22 protein-coding genes, 3 tRNA genes and 1 other RNA gene are annotated in these 22050 nt (G+C 43.3%); 8 read left to right on the top strand and 18 right to left on the bottom strand.

Features of this window, described 5'->3' with window-relative positions; all coding sequences use genetic code 11:
* Nucleotides 1-9: 9 nt before the first annotated feature.
* Genes BAE46_RS12630 through BAE46_RS12620 form a run of 3 tightly spaced genes read right to left on the bottom strand, consistent with a single transcriptional unit; the run spans nucleotide 10 to nucleotide 2670 of the window.
* Entirely contained in the window at nucleotides 10-534 is a 525-nt protein-coding gene (locus BAE46_RS12630; RefSeq protein WP_006004832.1) for a MotA/TolQ/ExbB proton channel family protein, read from the bottom strand.
* A gap of 1 nt (nucleotide 535) precedes the next feature.
* Nucleotides 536-1900 (bottom strand): MotA/TolQ/ExbB proton channel family protein, encoded by a 1365-nt coding sequence (locus BAE46_RS12625; RefSeq protein WP_006004831.1) that lies wholly within the window; start codon nucleotides 1898-1900, stop codon nucleotides 536-538.
* 5 nt (nucleotides 1901-1905) lie between these two features.
* Nucleotides 1906-2670 (bottom strand): DUF3450 domain-containing protein, encoded by a 765-nt coding sequence (locus BAE46_RS12620; RefSeq protein WP_070113053.1) that lies wholly within the window; start codon nucleotides 2668-2670, stop codon nucleotides 1906-1908.
* A 433-nt stretch (nucleotides 2671-3103) separates the two neighbouring features.
* On the opposite strand from BAE46_RS12620, the gene BAE46_RS15140 reads away from it, so the two are divergent.
* Complete coding sequence (locus BAE46_RS15140; RefSeq protein ID WP_342341491.1) at nucleotides 3104-3247, top strand: hypothetical protein; 144 nt, start codon at nucleotides 3104-3106, stop codon at nucleotides 3245-3247.
* Between the two features lie 144 nt (nucleotides 3248-3391).
* Here the strand turns inward: BAE46_RS15140 and ffs are convergent.
* Both ffs and BAE46_RS12605 read right to left on the bottom strand, forming a co-directional pair.
* An RNA gene (gene ffs, locus BAE46_RS12610) (signal recognition particle sRNA small type) lies at nucleotides 3392-3488 on the bottom strand.
* Nucleotides 3489-3696: 208 nt separating this feature from the next.
* On the bottom strand, nucleotides 3697-4746 hold the full coding sequence (locus tag BAE46_RS12605) for a Glu/Leu/Phe/Val dehydrogenase dimerization domain-containing protein (RefSeq protein WP_006004828.1): 1050 nt from the start codon (nucleotides 4744-4746) through the stop codon (nucleotides 3697-3699).
* Nucleotides 4747-5049: 303 nt separating this feature from the next.
* Here BAE46_RS12605 and BAE46_RS12600 point away from each other — a divergent pair, with 303 nt between their 5' ends.
* Complete coding sequence (locus tag BAE46_RS12600; protein WP_040520558.1) at nucleotides 5050-5508, top strand: Lrp/AsnC family transcriptional regulator; 459 nt, start codon at nucleotides 5050-5052, stop codon at nucleotides 5506-5508.
* 22 nt (nucleotides 5509-5530) lie between these two features.
* On the opposite strand, the gene maiA is transcribed toward BAE46_RS12600, so the two are convergent.
* The 6 genes from maiA to pspA all read right to left on the bottom strand — a co-directional run bounded on the left by maiA (nucleotide 5531) and on the right by pspA (nucleotide 10446).
* Nucleotides 5531-6184 (bottom strand): maleylacetoacetate isomerase, encoded by a 654-nt coding sequence (gene maiA, locus BAE46_RS12595; protein ID WP_006004826.1) that lies wholly within the window; start codon nucleotides 6182-6184, stop codon nucleotides 5531-5533.
* Nucleotides 6185-6256: 72 nt separating this feature from the next.
* Nucleotides 6257-7813 carry a transcriptional regulator TyrR gene (gene tyrR / locus BAE46_RS12590; protein WP_006004825.1) on the bottom strand — a complete coding sequence of 519 codons (1557 nt, stop codon included), beginning with the start codon at nucleotides 7811-7813 and terminating at the stop codon, nucleotides 6257-6259.
* A gap of 178 nt (nucleotides 7814-7991) precedes the next feature.
* Nucleotides 7992-8801 carry a phenylalanine 4-monooxygenase gene (phhA, locus tag BAE46_RS12585; RefSeq protein WP_070113051.1) on the bottom strand — a complete coding sequence of 270 codons (810 nt, stop codon included), beginning with the start codon at nucleotides 8799-8801 and terminating at the stop codon, nucleotides 7992-7994.
* Between the two features lie 144 nt (nucleotides 8802-8945).
* Entirely contained in the window at nucleotides 8946-9416 is a 471-nt protein-coding gene (locus BAE46_RS12580) for a PspC domain-containing protein (protein WP_006004823.1), read from the bottom strand.
* Nucleotides 9413-9655 carry an envelope stress response membrane protein PspB gene (pspB, locus tag BAE46_RS12575; protein ID WP_051987306.1) on the bottom strand — a complete coding sequence of 81 codons (243 nt, stop codon included), beginning with the start codon at nucleotides 9653-9655 and terminating at the stop codon, nucleotides 9413-9415. The genes BAE46_RS12580 and pspB overlap by 4 nt, the downstream gene beginning before the upstream one ends.
* A gap of 83 nt (nucleotides 9656-9738) precedes the next feature.
* Nucleotides 9739-10446, bottom strand: a complete 708-nt coding sequence (gene pspA, locus BAE46_RS12570; RefSeq protein ID WP_006004819.1) for a phage shock protein PspA — start codon at nucleotides 10444-10446, stop codon at nucleotides 9739-9741.
* Between the two features lie 230 nt (nucleotides 10447-10676).
* Here pspA and pspF point away from each other — a divergent pair, with 230 nt between their 5' ends.
* The 6 genes from pspF to BAE46_RS12540 all read left to right on the top strand — a co-directional run bounded on the left by pspF (nucleotide 10677) and on the right by BAE46_RS12540 (nucleotide 17260).
* Nucleotides 10677-11774: a phage shock protein operon transcriptional activator gene (gene pspF, locus BAE46_RS12565; protein WP_006004817.1), complete on the top strand. Its 1098-nt coding sequence runs from the start codon at nucleotides 10677-10679 to the stop codon at nucleotides 11772-11774.
* 104 nt (nucleotides 11775-11878) lie between these two features.
* Nucleotides 11879-13480, top strand: coding sequence for an ABC transporter substrate-binding protein (locus BAE46_RS12560; RefSeq protein ID WP_040520552.1), 1602 nt, complete (start codon nucleotides 11879-11881; stop codon nucleotides 13478-13480).
* The gene (locus tag BAE46_RS12555; RefSeq protein ID WP_006004815.1) at nucleotides 13477-14508 is read left to right on the top strand and encodes an ABC transporter permease; all 1032 of its coding nucleotides are present in this window, start codon (nucleotides 13477-13479) and stop codon (nucleotides 14506-14508) included. The genes BAE46_RS12560 and BAE46_RS12555 overlap by 4 nt, the downstream gene beginning before the upstream one ends.
* Nucleotides 14495-15388, top strand: coding sequence for an ABC transporter permease subunit (locus BAE46_RS12550; protein WP_006004813.1), 894 nt, complete (start codon nucleotides 14495-14497; stop codon nucleotides 15386-15388). The genes BAE46_RS12555 and BAE46_RS12550 overlap by 14 nt, the downstream gene beginning before the upstream one ends.
* The gene (locus BAE46_RS12545; RefSeq protein WP_006004811.1) at nucleotides 15388-16479 is read left to right on the top strand and encodes an oligopeptide/dipeptide ABC transporter ATP-binding protein; all 1092 of its coding nucleotides are present in this window, start codon (nucleotides 15388-15390) and stop codon (nucleotides 16477-16479) included. The genes BAE46_RS12550 and BAE46_RS12545 overlap by 1 nt, the downstream gene beginning before the upstream one ends.
* Complete coding sequence (locus tag BAE46_RS12540) at nucleotides 16472-17260, top strand: ATP-binding cassette domain-containing protein (RefSeq protein WP_006004809.1); 789 nt, start codon at nucleotides 16472-16474, stop codon at nucleotides 17258-17260. Before BAE46_RS12545 ends, BAE46_RS12540 begins: the two co-directional genes overlap by 8 nt.
* Before the next feature lie 192 nt (nucleotides 17261-17452).
* Here the strand turns inward: BAE46_RS12540 and BAE46_RS12535 are convergent, their stop codons facing one another.
* From BAE46_RS12535 to csrA, 7 genes are all read right to left on the bottom strand, one after another.
* A complete protein-coding gene (locus BAE46_RS12535; RefSeq protein ID WP_040520487.1) occupies nucleotides 17453-18583 on the bottom strand; it encodes a sodium ion-translocating decarboxylase subunit beta in 1131 nt (376 codons plus the stop codon).
* A gap of 1 nt (nucleotide 18584) precedes the next feature.
* Nucleotides 18585-20387: a sodium-extruding oxaloacetate decarboxylase subunit alpha gene (gene oadA, locus BAE46_RS12530; RefSeq protein ID WP_006004803.1), complete on the bottom strand. Its 1803-nt coding sequence runs from the start codon at nucleotides 20385-20387 to the stop codon at nucleotides 18585-18587.
* 58 nt (nucleotides 20388-20445) lie between these two features.
* Entirely contained in the window at nucleotides 20446-20709 is a 264-nt protein-coding gene (locus tag BAE46_RS12525; protein WP_006004801.1) for an OadG family protein, read from the bottom strand.
* A gap of 374 nt (nucleotides 20710-21083) precedes the next feature.
* A tRNA-Arg gene (locus BAE46_RS12520) sits at nucleotides 21084-21160 on the bottom strand.
* 68 nt (nucleotides 21161-21228) lie between these two features.
* Nucleotides 21229-21305 (bottom strand) — tRNA-Arg (locus BAE46_RS12515).
* Between the two features lie 22 nt (nucleotides 21306-21327).
* A tRNA-Ser gene (locus BAE46_RS12510) sits at nucleotides 21328-21420 on the bottom strand.
* A 156-nt stretch (nucleotides 21421-21576) separates the two neighbouring features.
* Complete coding sequence (csrA, locus tag BAE46_RS12505) at nucleotides 21577-21768, bottom strand: carbon storage regulator CsrA (protein ID WP_006004799.1); 192 nt, start codon at nucleotides 21766-21768, stop codon at nucleotides 21577-21579.
* Nucleotides 21769-22050 lie beyond the last annotated feature (282 nt).

The following is a 22050-nucleotide window of genomic DNA, read 5'->3' as shown; positions in this document are numbered from 1 at the left end:
CAACCTCTCTTAATTATGTGGCAAGCTGTCGACTAACTGCTCTTTCAAATTCTTAGCTTTTGCTTCAATGCGTGAGCTTACAAATAATCCAGACAGAGCTGCAACCATTCCTGCCATTGTGGGAATAGTTGCCATCGAAATACCCGCAGCCATCAATCTTGGGTTACCAGTACCTTGGGTGGCCATTGTCTCAAATACGCCAATCATTCCTGTTACAGTACCTAATAACCCTATTAGAGGACACATTGCGACTAAAGTTCTGATTATTATCAGTCTAGCGGTCAAACCGTCAGAGGCTTGTGAAATCCATGCCTCACGAATTCTATGTGCATGCCAAGAGGTAGTGTCAACTCGCGCTTCCCAATCATCAATAATTTTCTTTCTTATTGGTGGAAAAACCGACGTTAAATACCAATAGCGCTCTATCATTAATGCCCACATTAAGAAGAGAGCGCCGGCAACAAAATACAGTACGTCGCCTCCTGCTGACAAGAATTCTCTAACCGTTTCCCATAAGCCTACTAGGAATAACATATTATGCTTTCTCCGACTCTGCATGCGCAGCGATAACGCCTGCAGTCTGCTCGTCAAGTATGTGAACAATCGACTTAGCACGACCTGCAACGATGCTGTGCATCAGTATTAGTGGCAATGCTGCGATTATACCTTGGGCAGTGGTTACAAGTGCCATAGAGATCGAACCCGCCATAATGCGTGGGTCACCCGTTCCAAACAAGGTTATTTGTTGGAACGTCGCAATCATCCCTATAACCGTACCTAGAAGACCTAACAGCGGTGCAATTGCAGCAAATATCTTAATAATATTGACCCCTGCATCTACCCGCGGTAGCTCTTTGAGAATGGCTTCATCGAGTTTTAACTCTAACCCTTCTACATCAGCTTTTTTGTTGGCATTGTAAACAGTTAATATACGCCCTAGTGGGTTGGCATTGGATGGATTGTCGATGTTGTTCATTTGTTTTCTCATTTTGCCACTAACAATCGTTAGCTGAACAATTTTAAAAACACCAATTGATAAACCAATTGCTAACATAACCGTGATTATATAACCAACTAAACCACCTTGATGGTAACGGTCAGACATGGTGGCTTTTTGCTTGAACAAGTTTAGTATCACGCCACGTGATGGGTCAACAAACGTCGGTATAAATCCACTAGTGGCATTTAATAAGTTTTGTGTTGATGCTACCTGGTGCCCGTCCGGCTGGCGACCTAAAGGACGGATAGTCTGTGTGGCTTCATCAAACACTAAATATCCCTGTTCACCAATTAAGTTGAACGTACCCACGCGTAACACTTCTTGAGACGACGAACCACCTGTTAAATCGACTACGTCAGCAGTGAATTTAGATATTTGGCCAGACTCAGTCATTTCAGTTTGCAATGAAATCCATAGCTCTTCTAACTCACGAATGTTAGGAAGGCCCTTAGAGTCTTGTGCCATTTCTTGTAGAAACGACTCACGACCTGGAAATTCAGCACTAACTATAGAAGTTGATATGGTGCCGTATGCATCGGCTGATGCCTGGCGTACTACGCCAAACATTTCACCTAAAGTACCGCTTGCTTGGTCTAACTCAATTTCTTTGTCTATGATGGTTTGTTCGTTTGCGGCAAATTGTGCGCCTAAACGATCACCACGTTGCTCTTCATCTCTTAATTGCCCTTGAGCTCTGCGCAAAAGTGCCTGCTTGTCAGCGCGTGCACTGGTAAATTCTGCCTCACGCTCTTGATTAACACGTGCTTCAGACACACGATCATTTTTAACTTGGTTAAGTAATTCTTGCAAACTAGTTGGTGCCGGTGCTTGTGCACTGGCCATACTCGCCATCAAAGTGATAGAGGCAGTTGCGATAAGCGCTTTTATTGTTGTTTTCATTTACCTTACTCCGCCGCTTTGATTGGTAATTTAATTAAGTCTTCGGGTACTAGACCCCCTGCCATACGGGTTGCTTGAATAACTGAATTGAGATATTCATCGCCTAACTTTTGCCAGCTTCTGGTGTCATTGTCCCAAGCCCAAGCTGTTTGCTGATCAAGCGTTAACGCTAGCAATGCTGTTCTGCCAAGGTTAAAGAACTCAACTGAAATATCTTCACCGTTTACCTGAATATTTCCTTCGTATGCATTAATGCGGGTGCCGTATGCATTTTCAATTGAGTATGCATCAAGCACTAAACGAAACTGCTCAGAAACAGTGACACTTGAGTTACCCATTACGTCACGTAAACGCTGAACACGATCAAGACGCTCTTGCTTATTGATCGGAACGTCTAGGTTAATAAACTTCTCTAAGCTGTCTATCATGCGGCCCATAAGCGGAACAATATTCTGTTTGGTTTCTTCAATTGAGTCTATTTGACGCTGCAAAGAATCCACCACACGCTGTTGGTCGGTAACCAGCCGGGCAACGTAATCATTGTATATTTTAAGATTCTCTGTTTGATCGACAACCGCGCGATAATCAATCAACAGCTCTTGAGATTGCTCAAAAAGACCATTTATCTTTTCTTGAGACTGAGCCGCTGCCACATGGATTTTACGCTGTTCCGTTTGCACTTCTTCTAGCGGACCGGCAAAGGCTATACTTGCTGATGTAAGTGCTAAAGCACCAGCAATGCAAGCTGCGATTTGAGTTCTATTGCTCATTTTGGACATATTCCCAACCATTAAAGTCTGTTGTTAAGGCCACTGTGGGACCTAATAAGGTTTATAGTTATTTATATTTATGCCATTACAAAGTCCGGCACACCTATAAATACTCACAGGATGTTGCATAAATGTCAAGAAACTCGACACCCTTAAACAAAAAAAAGTGTTTATATTTTTCTTGATTTTTAGCTAAAGGTGATTTGTTGTCAATAGTTCATTACCAAGTATCTTGTTAAAACATATTTAGCGTTAACAAATTATTTAGTAAATTGCTTTCGTCGCAGCGCCTTAGCCGATTTTCTTTTGCTTAACCTACGACAAACTACGCTTACACAGCAGTTGCAAAAAAATTCATCAAAATTATCACCGCGCCGTTACACGACTTACACAGCTATATTGGCTTACTCACGCCCGTCAAATGAGAAAACAGATGAAATTAGATGATAATATTCTTTATTATCATGAACATATGGTATTTAAACATATTGTGGAAATGGGGCTGGAAACAGCAAAAGGCTACGACTATTTGGCCGACCTTACCCGTCTAGCTTTGAATCAGCTATCACCACGGTAAATAAGATATGCGCTCGCTGCGGCATTTTACTTACCCAACTCAGAAAGTCAAAAAATGAGGCTCAATGTAATTGGTGCAGTGCAATCCGGTGCAGATTTTTTAGATAAGTTTGACGCTAGCAAGTAAAGAGAAATAAGTGGTGGCAAACCCCAGCCACATCTCGGCACATGAGTCCATTAGTACGGCTGCTCCCTTCCGGGTCTGACCGAGTTCCCAATGTATCATTGCGAGAGAACCAGAGTTTACCATAGAACCTTGAAAAATATTATCAAGGCCGCCGCATTATGCCGAGTTCATGCTGTTTATGCAAGCAGTGACCCTAGTTTTATAAGCCGTAAACGCCTGATTGCACATTATGTATACTAAATTGCTGTTGTGTTTATTGACAAAAAATACTGAGCACTATAAAACGTACATTTTACGCACAGTATTTTTTAACCTTTACTTGTTTAACCAAATCGACTCGCCGCAATTTTATTAGCAACTTGCTGCGTCGGTAAGCCTTGTTCTTGCGCTTGCTCCAATACCGTAACTACAGTATTGCCAATATTGCTAATCTGATGTTTTAACTTTTCATCGCTGCTATCGTCAAGGGTCTGATGATGAATATCGATAATGCCGCCCGCATTTAACACGTAGTCTGGTACATAAGTAATACGTCTATTCATCAATGCTAAATCCATAGTGCTGTTAGCCAGTTGGTTATTGGCAGCGCCCGCTATGATCTTTGCCTTAAACGCTTCTATTGTATTTTCATTTACTGCACCGCCCAGTGCACAAGGGGCAAACACGTCTACATCAAGGCTATGAATAGTTTTATTATCCACTATGGTAGCGCCGAATTCTTCATGCGCAATTAGTAGGTTTTCCTCGAAAATATCAGAAACGAATATGTGAGCGCCGGCCTGATGAAGGTATTTGGCTAAGCGAAGCCCCACATTTCCAACCCCCTGAATAGCAATAGTTTTACCCTGTAAATCGCTGCCATAAAGATGCTTTACAGCGGCCTTAATACCGCAAAACACGCCGTATGATGTCGATGGGCCTGGATTGCCATCTGGCTGTGTGCCGTCTACTGAGTAGCGCGCTTTATTACCTGACGCGTATTTCGTCTGGCTGGCCATTTGATTAATATCTTGTACGTTTATACCTGAGTCTTCAGCAATAATATAACGACCATTAAAACTATCAACAAAGCGGCCCATTGCCTGCATTAACGCCTCACTCTTATGCTCTCGCGGATTGCCAATGATAACTGCTTTTCCTCCACCTTTCGGTAAATTAGCCATGGCAGCCTTATAAGACATACCACTTGACAGCCTTAACACATCCGTTAGCGCTTCGTCACTTGAGGCATATGGCCACATTCTACAGCCGCCTAAACTGGGGCCTAAATTTGTGTTATGCACAGCGATAATCGCTTTAAGGCCTGTTAATTTATCATGGTGAAATGCAACTTGTTCGTGATTGTCAAAATCAGAGTGTTCAAATAAGGCCATTTTGCTTCTCATTATTTTTACTGTTTCAAGAATCCGCATTGTCTCGGATCTGTTTTCCTCATAGCATCCATTATCACTGCTTTGGTGATCATGATATCTGAAATACCAAAGGATAGGTTTTGCTATTGCACCAGAATGCTAAACGAACATTCACATAATCATATATTTATTTATGATTTATAGGATATTCATCCTATACTAAGGCTATAGGATCCTAACCGTTGTGAGTAACGATTTTTATATACTTAAAATTAACTTAACCTTATTTAAATGATAAACACTATGCAAAAAGAAAATGTGATTATAAAGCTAGATAAATTTGACCGCGAAATACTTCGGGTAATGCAGCGAGATGCGACCGTTTCTATGGCTGAACTTAGCCAGCATGTCGGCTTGTCTCATACACCCTGCTGGCGACGGGTAAAGCGGATGGAGGCCGACGGCATTATTCGCCAAAAAGTCACTTTACTTGACGCCAAGAAACTCAATTTAGGGGTTTCGGTGTTTATTTACGTAACGCTCAAAAATCATGACGGTGATTCACTCACAAAATTCGAGAATGCAGTACAAGACATAAACGAGGTGGTTGAATGTCACACTACCAGCGGCGAAAAGGACTATTTGTTGAAGGTAATTGTGCAAAGTATTGAAGAGTATGAACTGTTACTTAAAACAAAGTTGACAAGTTTGCCACTTGTTGACCATATAAGCTCCACGTTTGCATTAAAGCAAGTGAAAAATACCACCGCGCTGCCTATCTAAACAATCCCTAAATACGCGATATTTAAGGAGCGTCGAGCTGATTCTGTGGCGCGGCGTCGATAAAGGCAGGCAGTTTCTGACAATTGTTATACACTTTATGTATCGTTGGGAACTTGCTCATGTCTACTTCAAATCGTAGCGCATTGTAAACCTGAGGTACTATACATATATCGGCGAGAGTAACATCATAGCCATATGCATATTTTCCTGCTCTTGTGCCCAATCTGCTTTCTATTGCTTCAAAACCTGCGTGTATCACGTCATGTGACCATTTTGTGACAGCGTCACCGTTGGCATTAAACTCACTTTTTAGTTTATTTAACACACGTAAGTTAGACACCGGCTGTATATCGCAACATACATCTTGTGCGATCATTCTTATGCGTGCCCGGTCCAAGCTGTGCTGAGGTAAAAATGGCGATTCACTTGGATATTTTTCATCCAAATACTCAATTATAGCCAGAGATTGATTCAGTATAACATCTTCATTTTCATCAACAAATGTCGGCACCAACATAGACGGATTCAAGCCTTTGTATGCATCGCCTTTTTGTTCACCACCGCTATTAACAAGATGCACAGGGACATACTCGTATTCCAATTGTTTTAAATTAAGCGCAATTCTTACGCGATAGCTAGCAGAAGAACGCCAATAACTATATAACTTTATATTCATGTTAAATGTCTCAATTGATTTCCTTCCTTCAGTATCACATAAAGCAGGTGCAGGTGCACCTACCCTTAACTACTACTGCATTTTAACCGAGTGTTTACTAATACCATATTCTCTAAGCTTGTTAGCAATGGCGGTATGACTCAAACCTAGTTTTCGCGCTAATTGACGAGTACTTGGGTAAGAAGGATAGAGCCGTTTGAGCATATCCCGCTCAAAACGTTTTACTTCCTGCTCAAGTGTGCCATCGAAGTTTTCATCGATATAAGTCACGCTTGCTGTACAGCTAGGTAATTGAATAGCTTCCTTTGTGATTTCATTGCCGTCTATGAGAGAAATCGCTCTGTAAAGTGCATTTTTTAGCTGTCTTATATTGCCGGGCCAAGGATATGACTCTAAATACTCTATACAAGGTTTACTCAGCTTGGGCGCCTGTATACTCAATTTTTTACTGTGTTGAAGCACAATACTGTTTGCAAGTGGAATAATATCGGCCTTCCTTTCACGCAAAGATGGCACAACTAAACCCAATACGTTTAGGCGATAGTATAAATCTTCTCTGAATGTACCGTCTTGAACGCACTGTGATAGATCCTTACAGCTTGTACAAATAATACGGCAGTCTATATACTTAACCCGACTGTCTCCAAGTTGATGATAAGTGCCATATTCTAACACTCGCAGTAGCTTCGCCTGCAGGGATACCGACATTTCAGACACTTCATCAAATAATATGGAACCGCCTGCGGCCTGTTCAAACAGTCCCGCTTTACCTTCTGATTCTTCTGCTGAACCCACAGCATAGCCAAAGAGTTCGGTTTCAGCGGCCTCGTCGGGCAAAGAGGCACAATTTAAAGTCACAAACTCACCGTCTGAACGCCTGCTATTATCGTGGCAGGCTTTTGCTATTTGTTCTTTGCCGGTGCCAGTGTCACCCGTGATTAAAATATTGCCGTCTAAGTCAGACATACGCTTAGCTTCTCTGACTACCCGTTTCATAGCGGTAGAATTTGCTTCAAAATTATCAAAGCTCCCCGAGTCAGGTTTTCTAAACGCATTGATTTGAGCGCCTAATCTTACTTCGGATTTTAAGGTTACAACAGCCCCTGCGAGTATATTTTTACCATTGTCAGGAATGTTAACAGGCAACAAATCAGCAATATAGTCTTGCTGGATAAATTGCACTTTGTGCGTTTGCGGGCTGACAGATTTAGAATGTAGCCATTTGGTAAAGTTAAAGCCTTCGATTAGATCATCGATATTGAGCTCTCGAATTTCATCTGCCGACATTTCTAAGGTGGAAGCCACTACATCGTTATATAAAATTATTTTGCCGTTGGCATCTGTTGAAAAAACGGGGTCAGGCAATGTCTCAAGCAAGGTTCGCAGCTGATTACGCTCACGCTGAATGGGCATGAATGGGGTGGTTCGCACATCTACAATGCCTTCTACTCGGCGTAGTTTTAACATGAGATTTTGAAAATTTGAAAACTCTATGGTGGGGAAATCCAAAAATAGCTTTCCCAATTCATCTATTTCTATTCCGCGTAAGTCTATTTCGTACTCGTTGAGCACGTCTAGTACATCTTGCGTGATCCCTGTTCTATCTTCGCAGCTAATTTCCAAACGCATAACTGATATCTCCTAGTACGCATGTAAACATATAATTACTTGTATGTTCATGTTTACGAGGAACTCGATAAGCAGATCAAGAAAGAGCGCTGCTAAAGCGCATTATTACTAAACTTTAATGTTTGTTTAAAAGCCTGTAACGCAGCTGTCACAAGCTTTTCACAAAAAGCACGCCGCTCTAACTTATAGCCGGTTGAACACTTACTTTAGGAGCAAATTTAGGCGTAAATAAACCAAGCTTTTTCGCCTCTTCTACCAGCGCCATCAAGTCCATATTGGCCATCTCGTCTAAATCGTTGGCTTGCTCAAGCACGTAATAGATAGGCTGCATTATATCAATTCTATAAGGCGTGCGCATAGCGTCTAAAGGCGTAAGCGGCTGCCTAATGGGTGAGTCAGATTCAAGTGCATGTATGGTTTCACCCGGAGAAGATAGAATACCACCGCCATATATTTGCAAACCCTCAGGGGTACTTAGTAAACCAAACTCTACCGTGAACCAATATAAACGCGCTAAAAACACTCTATCTTCTTTACTCGCTGCCAAGCCAAGCTGACCGTAGGTATGCGTGAAATGCGCAAATGCAGGATTAGTCAATAAGGGGCAGTGACCAAAAATTTCATGAAAAACGTCAGGCTCCTGCAGATAGTCAAATTCCTCTTCACTACGGATAAACGTAGCCACTGGAAACTGTTTGTTAGCCAGTAAGGTGAAGAACTCAGTAAAGTTAATCAGCGACGGTACCGGCGCTGTGCGCCAGCCTGTTGTAGCTAGAAGCACTTTGTCTATATCTTTGAGCTGTGGGATCTCATTAGCTGTCATGCCCAATAAATCAACGCCGTGCATATATTGTTTACATGCTCTGCCCTGAAGAAGTTTCATTTGACGATCGTATAAACTCTGCCAGCGCTGGTTTTCTTCTTTGGACCAATGAATAATACCGTTATTATCGGCCTGTTTGGAAATATATTTTGATTGCGTTGACATAGCCTAAGCACACGCCCTTTTTGCAGAATAATGTGTCCTAGGTATATATCAATAAGGGGGAAAGGGCCTATATATTTGGCGTTACTACAACTGGTATTACCACGTGTTATTGTAAGTAATTAAATACAAAGCGCGCAGCAATGCTTAAAGTCGGTTTATTTCACGGTTAATCTCAAACTCTTTAGACGTGACATAACTTTCTAGCCTTCTGAGTTTATTTTCGACGTTCTCATACTGCTGCTTTATATCAATAAACGCTTGACGAGGAGGCACCCCAGACTGCCACACTTTTGATTTCACTTCGACTTTATGGTAATCGTCAAAGGGAGAATTTTTAAAACCTTTGCCGTCATAAGTGCTCGTATTTGAGCTTTGCTGAGCATTTACAAAACCTTTATGGCTAGATGTATGCGATTTTGCCCCTGATTTATCTTCTAAAATCAGCCATAACGCTATATAGCCTACTAACACAAATGGTCCTGCTAACAATAAGAAAGCAGTTATGGTCAGAATTCTTACTAACCACGCTTCCATGCCAAAGTAGTCGGCTACCCCTGCACATACACCGCCTATTTTACCATTGCGTTTGTTTCTTAATAGTTCGCCGCGTTTCATGCTCTATTCCTCCAATTTGGGGCCTCGGCATCTAAAATACTTTCGAGGGTTTGAATTCTATCTGCCATAAGTTCAGCCTTTTCAGCTAAGTTCTGCAATGAACGAAGCTCAGTCTCAGATAAGCCTTGGCTGACTTGCTTTTTGCTGCGGTAATGTAATATTAGCCAAATGGGGGCGACGAATATCATAAACACTACAAGAGTTACACCTGTTAATGTAAAAAAACTTCCCACTATCATTCTCCTTCCTTCGTTTTGATAAGGCTATGCGTTAAGCTTGCATGCATGAATTTTTTTCTTCAAACATGCTGGCAATAATAACCTTATGCTTTGTTAGCCTGACTTACATCAGATACGCCCGAGGCCTTCGCTTTATTAGCACTCATTCGTTGCTTAAGAGCGGCCAATTCGTCATCAATTTTGCTGTCGGCTTCAAGACGTGCTATTTCGTCTTTTAAAGAGCGCGTGCCTACATCATAAGCTTCTACCTGCGACTCTAAGTCACCAATTTTGCGTTCAAACTGCTCAAAACGTCCCATTGCGTCATCAACTGTGCTTGAGTCAAGGCGCTTTTTGACCTCCAACCGAGAACTTACTGTTTTTTGACGCATAATTATGGTCTTTTGACGACTTTTTGCATCCGCTAGTTTATCTTGAAGCTGACCAGTTTCGGTCTGCAGTTTACTTAGCTCACTATCAATCAACCCTAGTTCATTATTTAAGGTAACTGCTGCTTCAGCCGCTTTCTTACGCTCTTGCAAAGCCGCTCTGGCTAAATCTTCGCGCTCTTTGCTTAAGGCGAGTTCTGCCTTAGCTTCCCAGTCAGCTGCTTGGCTTTCATATTTGTTGATTTGATGCACTACATCTTTTTTGTTAGCAATGGTCTTTGCCGATGCAGAGCGCACTTCTACCAAGGTATCTTCCATCTCTTGAATGATTAAGCGTACCATTTTTTCTGGATCTTCAGCTTTATCTAATATAGCGTTGATATTCGAATTGATGATATCAGTAAAACGTGAAAAAATTCCCATGGTGCAATACCTCTTTAGTTGATGCTTAAAATAACAATTCGCGATAAATCACAATTTGGTATCATGTCTTGTCTATTTAGTGCTTATACAATATGCTTGCCAACTTACTAAAAACCAGTAAATATATGATTTAGTTACATAATATTATTTTTAGAATTTAACAGGCAATTCTCTAACTTTTAAAGTACACTAAGTTTTAGTTATTTTGACCAAAATACTTAGGCTTTATTATGAGCATGTTCAAACAAAACGATAATTTGATTGGCCAAGCCAATAGCTTTTTAGAAATACTCGAACAAACCTCCATGGTGGCTCCCTTAGACAAACCTGTATTGGTAATAGGCGAGCGCGGCACAGGCAAAGAACTCATTGCTGCTAGGCTGCACTTTTTGTCAAAGCGCTGGGAACAAAATTACGTAAAATTAAACTGCGCAGCCTTAAACGACAATTTGCTTGAGTCCGAGCTATTTGGTCATGAAGCCGGCGCATTTTCTGGCGCTAGCAAACGCAGAGAAGGCCGCTTTGAATATGCTGACCAAGGCACTTTGTTTTTAGATGAACTAGCCAATACTTCTACCTTAATTCAAGAAAAGCTGCTTCGCGTAATAGAATACGGTGAATTTGAACGGGTGGGCGGCTCACGCCCAGTAAAAGTAGATGTGAGAATAATCGCTGCCACCAATGAAGACCTGCCTTCCTTAGCCCAAGCAGGTGACTTTAGGGCCGACCTTCTAGACCGCTTAGCCTTTGATGTCATCACCATTCCGCCGCTGCGCGAGAGAAAAGCCGATATTATGATGTTAGCAGAGCACTTCGCTATCAATATGGCAAGGGAGCTCGAACTCGAGCTGTTTGCAGGCTTTAGTAAAAAATCTCGCGACCTTTTACTTGATTACAATTGGCCAGGCAACATACGAGAATTAAAAAACGTGGTTGAACGAGCGGTGTATAGAACACCGCCCAACGTACCCGTGCATGATATAATATTGGACCCTTTTGATTCTAAATTTCGTCCTTCATCGCGCGCTAAGTCTGCCACAACAAATGCCGCAGCAACACAGGATCTTATGCCCAAAAAACCTAAGGCAAGCGCCGATATTGTTGCTGCAACGGACCTTTTTAAAGGTATTTTTCCTGCTAATGACTTTGAGTTTCCGGTAGATTTGAAACAAACTTCTCAAGACTATGAAATTAGTATGCTGCAGCAGGCACTTAAAGATTCGCAATATAATCAAAAAAAGACTGCAGAAAAATTGTCGCTGACATATCATCAGCTAAGAGGGTACTTGAAAAAGTATAATCTACTTGAGAATACTGAGTCAATGTAATGTCTGGCAAGGGTGGTTTATTACATGAGCGTATTAATAGCATGACTATTTGCGGGGATCGCGGCTTTAATATCAGCAATTTCGGCGATTGCACAAGCCGGTTTATGAGGTATTTGTGCCGCGTACTGTGCGCTATTTTTTTATTAGCAGGCTGTGGTAAACAAAGTAATATAAACGATGACGCCATTACTTTTTGTTCGGAGAGTAACCCCACTTATTTTAATCCCCAGCTTGATACTTCAAGTACAACCGCCGACGCGTCTGCTCATCAGCTATACGATCGCCTACTGGAATTTAATCCCACAGATGGACGCATTGAGCGAGGTCTTGCTAGCAGTTGGCTAGTGAGTAACGATGGTTTAACCTACACTTTTCAACTACAGCGCGACGTCGCTTTTCATCAAACTGACTACTTTACACCAACGCGCACCTTCAATGCAGACGACGTTATCTTTAGTATTAACAGATGGCGCCTAGCGTCACACCCCTACCACGAAGTAAGCGGTGGCATCTACCCCTATTTTGATAGCCTGGGTTTAGATAAAACCATTAAAGATGTAAAACGCATCAATGGCTACAGAGTTGAAATTACTTTATACACACCCGACAGTGCATTTTTGGCCAACTTAGCCACCGACTTTTCAGTTATCTTGTCGCAGGAGTACGCGCAAAACTTACTCGAAATTGGCACGCCCAGTAAAATTGATTATTATCCAATAGGCACCGGCCCTTTTAAATTTTCCGTATATAAACAAAATCAATACATACGGTATATCCGCCACCCCGATTATTTTCTGCCAACCACAGGGGCTGAACACCTTATTTTTGATATAACACCTAAACCGTCTTTACGTATGGCTAAATTGATTACCGGTGAATGCGATGCCATTGCATTCACCTCACAGAGCGACCTAGCCGTTATAAGCGAGCGAGACGACTTAACCCTGTTGGAAAAACCCGGCCTAAACATCGGCTTTTGGGCCTTTAATACTAGCAAAGCCCCTTTTGATGATCCCAAGGTTCGCAGAGCATTGGTGCTAGCGGTCGACAAAACATCCTTACTAGAAGCGGTCTTTCTAGGTCAAGCCACGCGGGCAAAGAGTCTTATACCGTCGGCGTCGTGGGCTTATCAAAGCGACGCCCCAGAGCTTGGATATAACCCCGTGCGAGCCCGAGAATTGTTAGATGAAGCTGGATTACCAGACAGTTTTACCATGGACATATGGGCTATGCCGGTACAGCGAGCTTATAACCCTAATGCGATGAAAATGGCGCAGCTCATCAAAAGTTACTTGAACGAAATTGGCATCACCTTAAATATTATCAGCTATGACTGGAACATATTTAGAGAAAACCTAACCTTAGGCATGCACGACAGTGTGTTAATAGGCTGGAATGCAGACAACGGCGACCCCGATAACTTTTATCGCCCCTTGCTAACCTGCGATGCTATACCCTCTGGCACCAATCGTGCCATGTGGTGTAATAAAGACTTTGACGCACTAGTACAGCAGGCCTTATTGACCGACAACTTTGAAAAACGTAAACAAATATACAAGCAAGCCAACGAACTGTTGTTTGCACAAATGCCGCTAATGCCTATTGCCCATGCTTATCAATACCAAGCCTTACGCAGTGATATAACCGGCATGGAAATTAACCCATTTGGCGGCATTGGCTTTGACAATGTAGAGCGCATGCCATGATAAAGCTCTTCATTCGCTACATTAATTTAATGGTGATAACCATATTTGCTTTAGTTTTACTCTCGTTTATGCTGCCTTTCTTTTTCCCGGGCGATTTACTCACCAATATTTCTGGCATTACCCCACAAAGCCTTGAGCAAAGACAAGCTTTGGAGAAAGCGTTTGCGTTAAATGAAAGTATTTTTGTTCAGTTTCAAGTATACCTTTCTAACTTTTTTGCAGGCGACTGGGGCGTTAGCAGCGTATCGCAGCTAAATTTATATGACGAAATAGCTTACGCTTTTCCAGCGACTTTGGAACTAATGCTATACGCTCTTTTTGTGGCCACTTTTGTGGGTATTCCGGTAGGCTTTTTATCAGGGTTAAAACACCATAATCCAGCCGATATGGGCGTAGTGACGTTTAGCATTGTGGGCTATTCCTTTCCTGTATTTTGGCTCGCGCTGGTATTTATCACTCTGTTTTGCCTGCAGCTTGAATGGCTGCCCATGAGTGGAAGAATCGATTTATTGTTTGAAGTTAAACATATCACGGGCTTCGTGTTTATAGACATTATACTGTCAGATTTGAACAATACAAAAGAGGCCATAGAAAATGCGTTTCGCCACGCGATACTGCCCACTTTGTCGATATCGATTGTGACCACTTGTTTGTTTATTCGCTTTACCCGCCGCTCTATAATGGATGTTATGCAAAAAGGCTACATAATTGCAGCAAAATCGCGCGGGTTTACACAATGGCAAATTTTCATCAAACACAGCTTTAAAAACGCCTTAATTCCCATATTGCCTATATTAGCGCTGCAAATTTCAACATTAGTCACAAACGCAATGATTGTAGAAACGATATTTTCTTGGCCTGGAATAGGTAACTGGCTCATTCAGGCGATTTATCAACAAGATTATCCGGCTATTCGCGCCGGTATGTTGGTGGTGGCGTTATTTGTGTTAACGTTAACCATTACTCTTGAATTCATTACTCGAGCCATCGACCCAACTAAGGACGAAACAGCCCGTGCAGCGGTTTGATTTATACCAAGAAGAGTATCATGCTTCACCGCTTGAAAACGTGTGGATAGAGTTTAAGCGCAGCCATTTGGCCGTAGTTGGCTTGATTTTTATTATCATATTTTTGCTGATCACGGTGCTGGTGCCTATCGTGGCACCATATAACCCTGATCTTCAAAACACCAATGCATTATTGCTGCCGCCGGCGTGGGAAGCCAGCGGTTCTGTTTCCCATTTGCTTGGGACAGACGCGCTTGGGCGCGATGTATTTTCACGTTTACTGTATGGCATTCGGGTAACCTTGGGCAGCAGCTTATTTATTGTGTTTGTGGCCATGATTATTGGTGTAGGCGTTGGCGCATTGGCGGGTTTATTAAGGGGTGTGCGTTCAAGCATAGTGAATCACCTATTTGACTCTATAATGTCTATTCCCACCTTACTAATCGCTATAATAGTCGTGGCTATAATGGGCACTGGTTTGTACAACAGCATGTTTGCTATTACGCTTGCACTTATTCCCCAATTTATTCACCAAACCCGAAGCTTTGTGAAAGAAGAACTTAGCAAAGACTATGTATTATTAGACAAACTGGACGGCGCCGGCTCAGTGCGCATCTTTTTCACCTCTATTTTACCGGGCATGTTTGAACTAATTGTTATACAGGCCACCATTGCGTTATCAATCGCTATTTTGGACATTTCAGCCTTAGGATTCTTGTCATTAGGTGCCCAAAACCCTACGATTGAACTGGGCCAAATGCTGTCACAAAGCCTTAATGCCGCTTACGTAGCGCCTTGGCTGATTGCCCTGCCCGGCTTGGTTATTTTTATGATGGTGCTATCGGTGAATATTGTGGGTGAAGGCCTGCGCAGCGCGCTACGAAATAGGTTTAAACACTAATGGCCTTACTTGACATCAAAAACCTCACGCTTTATCTAGACGGGCCAGGCGAAACAATCAAGGCGCTTGAAAAGGTCACCTTCACGCTACAAGAAGGTGAAATAAAAGCACTGGTGGGCGAGTCGGGTTCAGGCAAAACCTTGGTGGTAAAAGCTATTATTGGCGCCCTGCCCGAACATTGGCGAGTAAAAGCTGACCGTTTAACCTACAAAGGCCAAGACTTGCTGAAAATGAATTACGAGCAGCGCCGGCAAATAATGCGCCGCGAAATTGCAGTAGTTTTTCAAGAGCCCACCTCCTCACTCGACCCGTCTGTGAAATTAGGCGAGCAGATACAAGAGAGTATTCCCGATGAGTTTGTCACTAAAAAGTGGTTTTGGGAGCGCAACAAGCAGCGAAAAGAAATAGCCACTGGTCTACTGCATAAAGTGGGCATAAGAGAGCATGATCGCTGGATGAACTCCTATCCCTATCAATTACCGGCCGATGTAAGCCAAAAAATAATGATTGCCATGGCGCTTGCGTCAGAGCCGCGTATTTTAATTGCCGATGACTCAACCCGCGGTATGGAAAGTACCACCAAAACGCAAGTGCTAAAGCTATTGTTAAAACTCAACAAAACGAAAAATTTGTCTATTTTATTTGTGAGTCATGACCTACTCGCTATTACCACTATTGCAGACACCATAACCGTACTTTACTGCGGACAGACGGTTGAGTCGGGTAAGGTAAAATCTTTATTAAAACGCCCGCTTCATCCCTATACAAAAGCACTTTTAGACAGCGTGCCAAGCTTTCAAAGCGCCTTGAAAACAAAATCCCCCTTAACAGCCTTAAGCGGCACAATTCCCAGCCTGCAGCATTTGCCAGCAGGCTGTCGCTTAGGACCACGCTGTCCTAACGCACGAAAAAAATGTGTACAGGTACCTATAATGCGCAGCATTCAAGGCCATAATTATAGCTGCCATTATCCACTGCACTTACCAAAAGCTGGCAAGAAGGACCCTACAGACGACAAGTTCGGTGAGCAGGACCCGATAAAGTTCAACCTTATTAATCCTGCTTTAGAAGAGGATAGCGCCGATGACTAAGATACTCTGCGTCAAAGATCTTAGCTATACCAACAGCAGGAAAACAGGCTTGTTTTCAGCACCGCGCACCTTTGTGCTTGGCCCTATTAGCTTTGACATGGTGAAAGGCGAAACCATTGCCATTATAGGCAACAACGGCGCAGGAAAAAGCTTAACGGCAAAAGTATTGGCCGGCGCTATACGCCCAAGCTCAGGCAGTATTACCTTCATTACCGATGAAACAAGCCAGCAAAGCTCACATTCACACCCCATACGCATGATACTGCAGCACAGCAGCAGCGCCATGAATCCCGCGTTGTCTTTAGGCAGCGTGCTGCACAATACGCTAAAACTCAATACCCGTTTGGATGAAGCCCAGCGCCAAGAAAAAATTAAAGAAACGCTTAAGCTCGTTGGGCTATTACGCGACCATTATTATTATTATAGCCATATGATGTCGGACGGGCAGCAGCAGCGCGCCGCCCTCGCCCGCGCCCTCATCCTTGACCCCAAAATTATAGTTGCCGACGAACCCTTTGCCGCGCTTGACCCTTCGGTTCGTTCGCAAACCGTTAATCTTATTTTGAAGCTGCAGCATGAGCTTGGCTTAGGTTTTGTGTTTATATCGCATAATATTGGCATAGTGCGTCATATAAGTGACAGGGTGCTGGTGATGGATAAAGGGCAAATTATTGAGGCGGGTAGAACCGAGGAGGTGCTTGCTGATCCCAAAGAGGTGTTAACGCAGAAGTTGGTGCAGTCGCATTTTAGTTTGGTGGAGCGGCATGCGAGTTTAGTGTAATCTCAGCCCACAACATAGCAAATATATTATCATTTCTATCAATCATGGGAGCCTGATAGCCCTTTAGACATCCGTCTATAAATGTTTCAGTTAATGTTTGCATAATCAAGCCTGCTTGCACAAAACGCATTTTTATTAATCACTTATCGGTCGCAAACGTAAATACTTTATTTCATGTACTATTTCGTCAAGCTAACCCACCAGAGCCAACAATATCCCTGCGGCAACCGCGCTCCCCAACACTCCGGCAACATTTGGCCCCATAGCATGCATCAGCAGGAAGTTATGCGGATTTGCCTCTAGGCCAACTTTGTTCACCACACGTGCCGCCATAGGCACCGCAGAAACGCCAGCAGCACCTATTAACGGGTTTATGGTTTCCTTGCTGAATTTGTTCATAACTTTAGCCATCAACACCCCAGCAGCAGTGCCAATTGAAAAAGCCACCGCGCCAAGCGCCAAGATCCCTAGGGTCTCTACCGTCAAAAAAGCTTCAGACGATAGTTTAGAACCCACGCCTAAGCCTAAGAATATGGTTACGGTGTTAATAAGTGAATTTTGCACGGTGTAGCTTAAGCGTTCTACCACGCCGCTTTCTTTGAGTAAGTTACCAAAACAAAACATACCAACTAAGGGCGTAGCGGTGGGTAAAAGTATTAACGTTAATATTAGCACCGCGATAGGAAATAAGATCTTCTCTCTTTGCGATACCACACGCAACTGCTTCATTTCTAACTTACGTTCTTCAGGGGTAGTCAGTGCTTTCATAATCGGCGGCTGAATAATAGGCACTAATGCCATATAAGAATAAGCAGCAACAGCAATAGCGCCTAATAACTCTGGCGCGAGCTTTGAGGCTAGAAATATAGCAGTAGGTCCATCGGCCCCGCCGATTATAGCAATAGCTGAGGCGTCTTGAAGGGTAAAATTAAAGCCCGGTAGGCCGTTTAACAAAATAGCCCCAAACAATGTCGCAAATATACCAAACTGCGCCGCAGCGCCTAACAAGAGCATTCGAGGATTAGCGATAAGCGCGCTAAAGTCGGTCATTGCGCCAACACCCATGAATATGAGCAGTGGAAATACGCCTGTATCTACCCCTATATAATAAATATAATGAAGTATACCACCTACTTCGCTAAACCCCGCTAATGGAATGTTTGTTAACACCGCGCCAAAGCCAATGGGCAGTAATAACAGCGGCTCAAATTTTTTCACAATGGCAAGGTATAATAAACCAAGACCCACCAGCATCATGATAATTTGGCCTATTTCAAAGTGCGGCAAGGATGTGCTTTGCCACAACATAGCTAGCTTTTCCATATTAGCCTACCAACATCATAGTTTGGCCTACCTGCACAGCGTCGCCTTCTTTTACGCTTATGTGGGTCACGGTGCCGCTAACGGTGCTGCGCACTTCGGTTTCCATCTTCATGGCTTCGAGTATTAAAATTACGTCACCTTCCTCTATGAGCTGCCCATCATCTACTATTACTTTAAATATGTTGCCTGAAAGGGGTGCTTTTATATCGGTACTGTTGGCACTATGAGAGGATGTTTGCGCTGCGCTGTGCGAAAGCTCATTGGTGGGAGTAGATAAATGCTTGCGTGAAACATGCGTTAATTCGCCACCGGCTGCCACCTCTACATGGTAAACCTTGCCGTCTACTTTCACCGCGTAGCTCGCAGCGTCAGACGCAAATGGCGCAATGTCTTGGCCGCTAAGCGCCTCTGGTTCGTTTGATGGCGCAGGTTCAAATGCAGATGGGTTATCGCGGTTTTCAATAAACTTTAAGCCAATTTGAGGAAACAAAGCATAGGTAAGTACATCGTCAATACTGTCACTGGCTAAACGTAGGTTTTTCTCTTTGGCAATAACGCTCAGCCCGGCTTCTAAATCATGCAGTTCGCCCGGGATGTTGTCGGCTGGACGACAGGTAATCGGCTCAGCGCCTTCGAGTACTCTAGCCTGCAGCTCTTTATTTACCGGTGCAGCGGTTGCGCCATATTCGCCTCTTAACACGCCGGCAGTTTCTTTGGTAATAGATTTATAGCGCTCACCTGTTAATACATTAATGACCGCTTGGGTGCCTACAATTTGTGAGGTAGGTGTGACTAATGGAATAAAACCAAGATCTTCACGCACGCGCGGGATTTCAAGCAACACTTCATCAAATTTATCTTCGCCACCCTGCTCTTTTAACTGGCTTTCCATATTCGTTAGCATGCCGCCTGGTACCTGCGCGGTTAAAATGCGCGCGTCTACGCCTTTTAGGCTGCCCTCGAATTTGGCGTATTTACGGCGTACACCCCTAAAATAGGCTGCAGCTTCAGCCATAAGCGGCTTGTCTAAGCCTGTATCACGAGCAGTGCCCTCTACAATAGAGGCTATGGTCTCTGTGGGGGTGTGGCCGTAAGTCATGCTCATTGAGCTAATGGCGGTGTCGAGCATATCTATGCCGGCGTCTATTGCCTTTTGGTAAGTGGCAGTGCTTAGCCCGGTTGTGGCATGACACTGCATGGCAATAGGCACTTTTATGGTGGCCTTAAGCTCAGTAATGAGTTCTTCGCAGTCGTAAGGTTTGAGCAAGCCTGCCATGTCTTTTATGCATATTGAATCAACGCCTAAGTCTTCAACTTGTTTAGCCATGTCTAGCCAAAACTGTAGGGTGTGCACCGGGCTTATGGTGTAAGCCAGTGTGCCTTGCGCGTGTGCGCCCACATCTTTAGTGGCTTTTATCGCAGTGGTTAAATTGCGCACATCGTTCATGGCGTCGAATATTCTAAATACGTCTACGCCGTTTTTGTGCGCGCGCTCTACAAACTTGATGACGACGTCGTCGGCGTAATGGCGGTAACCTAGCAAATTTTGACCGCGCAATAGCATCTGCTGCTTGGTGTTAGGCATTGCTTTTTTAATGGCGCGAATGCGCTCCCAAGGATCTTCGCCTAAATAGCGGATGCAGGCATCAAAAGTAGCCCCACCCCACGACTCCATCGACCAATACCCTACTTTGTCTAGGGTTTGGGCAATGGGCAGCATGTCATCTAAGCGCAAACGAGTGGCAAGTAAAGACTGATGAGCATCACGAAATGCAAGCTCGGTAATTTTCAACGTTGTAGACATCAACACTTCCCTTTTTAGTAAATTTTATAACGGTGGCCAAAACATTATTATTTTTATATTAGCCTTTACGCCTGTGTGCATTTACCGCCGCAGTAATAACCGTGACAATGCTTGGGTCTACTGTCGTTTCAGTTGTATTATTTTTATTCTGCTGGGTGTATTTTGGTTTTTTGTGATGTGAAACTGCTTCAGGCTCCGGAAATACTCTAGCAAACCATGCAATGCTGTGTATGCCGCCAATAAGCAGGGTTAAAAAGGCAAATACTACGCTCATGCCTACTGCAAATAATACTGCTGCTTGTGCTAATTGATCCGTCATCATAAGTTATGCTCCTATATTTAAGGTTACGAATGCTAGGCTACCTTTATGAATACTTATTAACGCGATGAGCCCACCAAACTTGATAATTATACATACCTCTGCGCAGCTTCACTTTGCGGGTCTAGGCCATGCGAATTTAAGCTCTGCTCGTCTACGCTGTTATGTTTTACGCATATAGTTTACACAGCTGTACTATATGAAGTTCAATGAACATTGAATATCACGAGAATTGCTAAAAAACAACGAAAAAACTTTATAAACATACGGCAAATCAAGTTTATTATGCAGTTATCCATAAAGTTAACAACACTCAATGCCTTAACAGCATTAAATCACAGGCACAAAAAAACCACCCGGAGGTGGTCTATAATGATTGGCGCGTGCGGAAGGATTCGAACCTCCGACCGCCTGGTTCGTAGCCAGGTACTCTATCCAGCTGAGCTACGCACGCGCAAAAATGGTACAACTTAAAATCTTTTACTCTGCACCTTCATGTACAGACCCATGTGTTAAAAAAATTGGCGCGTGCGGAAGGATTCGAACCTCCGACCGCCTGGTTCGTAGCCAGGTACTCTATCCAGCTGAGCTACGCACGCGCAAAATCTATACAACAAATAATGGCGGAGAGGGAGGGATTCGAACCCTCGATAGAGCTATAAACTCTATACTCCCTTAGCAGGGGAGCGCCTTCAGCCACTCGGCCACCTCTCCGATTTGTGGAGCGCAAGTTTACTGATACAGCGCGGTAAGTCAATGCTTTTTTGGCTAGAAAATATTGATTGATACAAATTTAAGCAGTTCGGTAAACATTTAGTGACTAAAACGCAAAAGCTCGGCGTTAACCGAGCTTTTTTCACACAAATCACCTTAGACCTCGGGAACGTTGCCGTTTCCTTTTTCAGCCTGAATGCGCATATAAATTTCTTCACGGTGCACAGATACGTCTTTCGGTGCATTTACTCCAATACGGACCTGATTCCCCTTAACACCCAAAACAGTAACCGTAACGTTGTCACCAATCATAAGGGTTTCGCCAACGCGGCGTGTAAGAATTAGCATGTCTTGCTCCTATTAATTATAACTTTTTTATTGTTCGCCATACCTTGGCGATTCAATGCGGCGCTTTTAAGCGCATGTTTTGCATATTTGCAATGAACGTTTGCTCGGTACGAAGCTCAGGCACAACAGATTCCATCTCACCAACCCATACTATTAAATAGTAGAAAATATGTTGTAGGGATCACACTTCTTTCAATATTAACGCCTTCATTCTAGCAATATCAGGTAGTTACCGCCAGCACCTGACCCGATGCTTATTACAATAGCGCAGTGTGGGTATTT

The organism is Glaciecola punicea (genome assembly GCF_001756615.1).
Lineage (GTDB): Bacteria > Pseudomonadota > Gammaproteobacteria > Enterobacterales > Alteromonadaceae > Glaciecola > Glaciecola punicea.
Note: the sequence above shows the minus strand (reverse complement) of the source record. Positions and strands in the feature narration are given on the sequence as shown.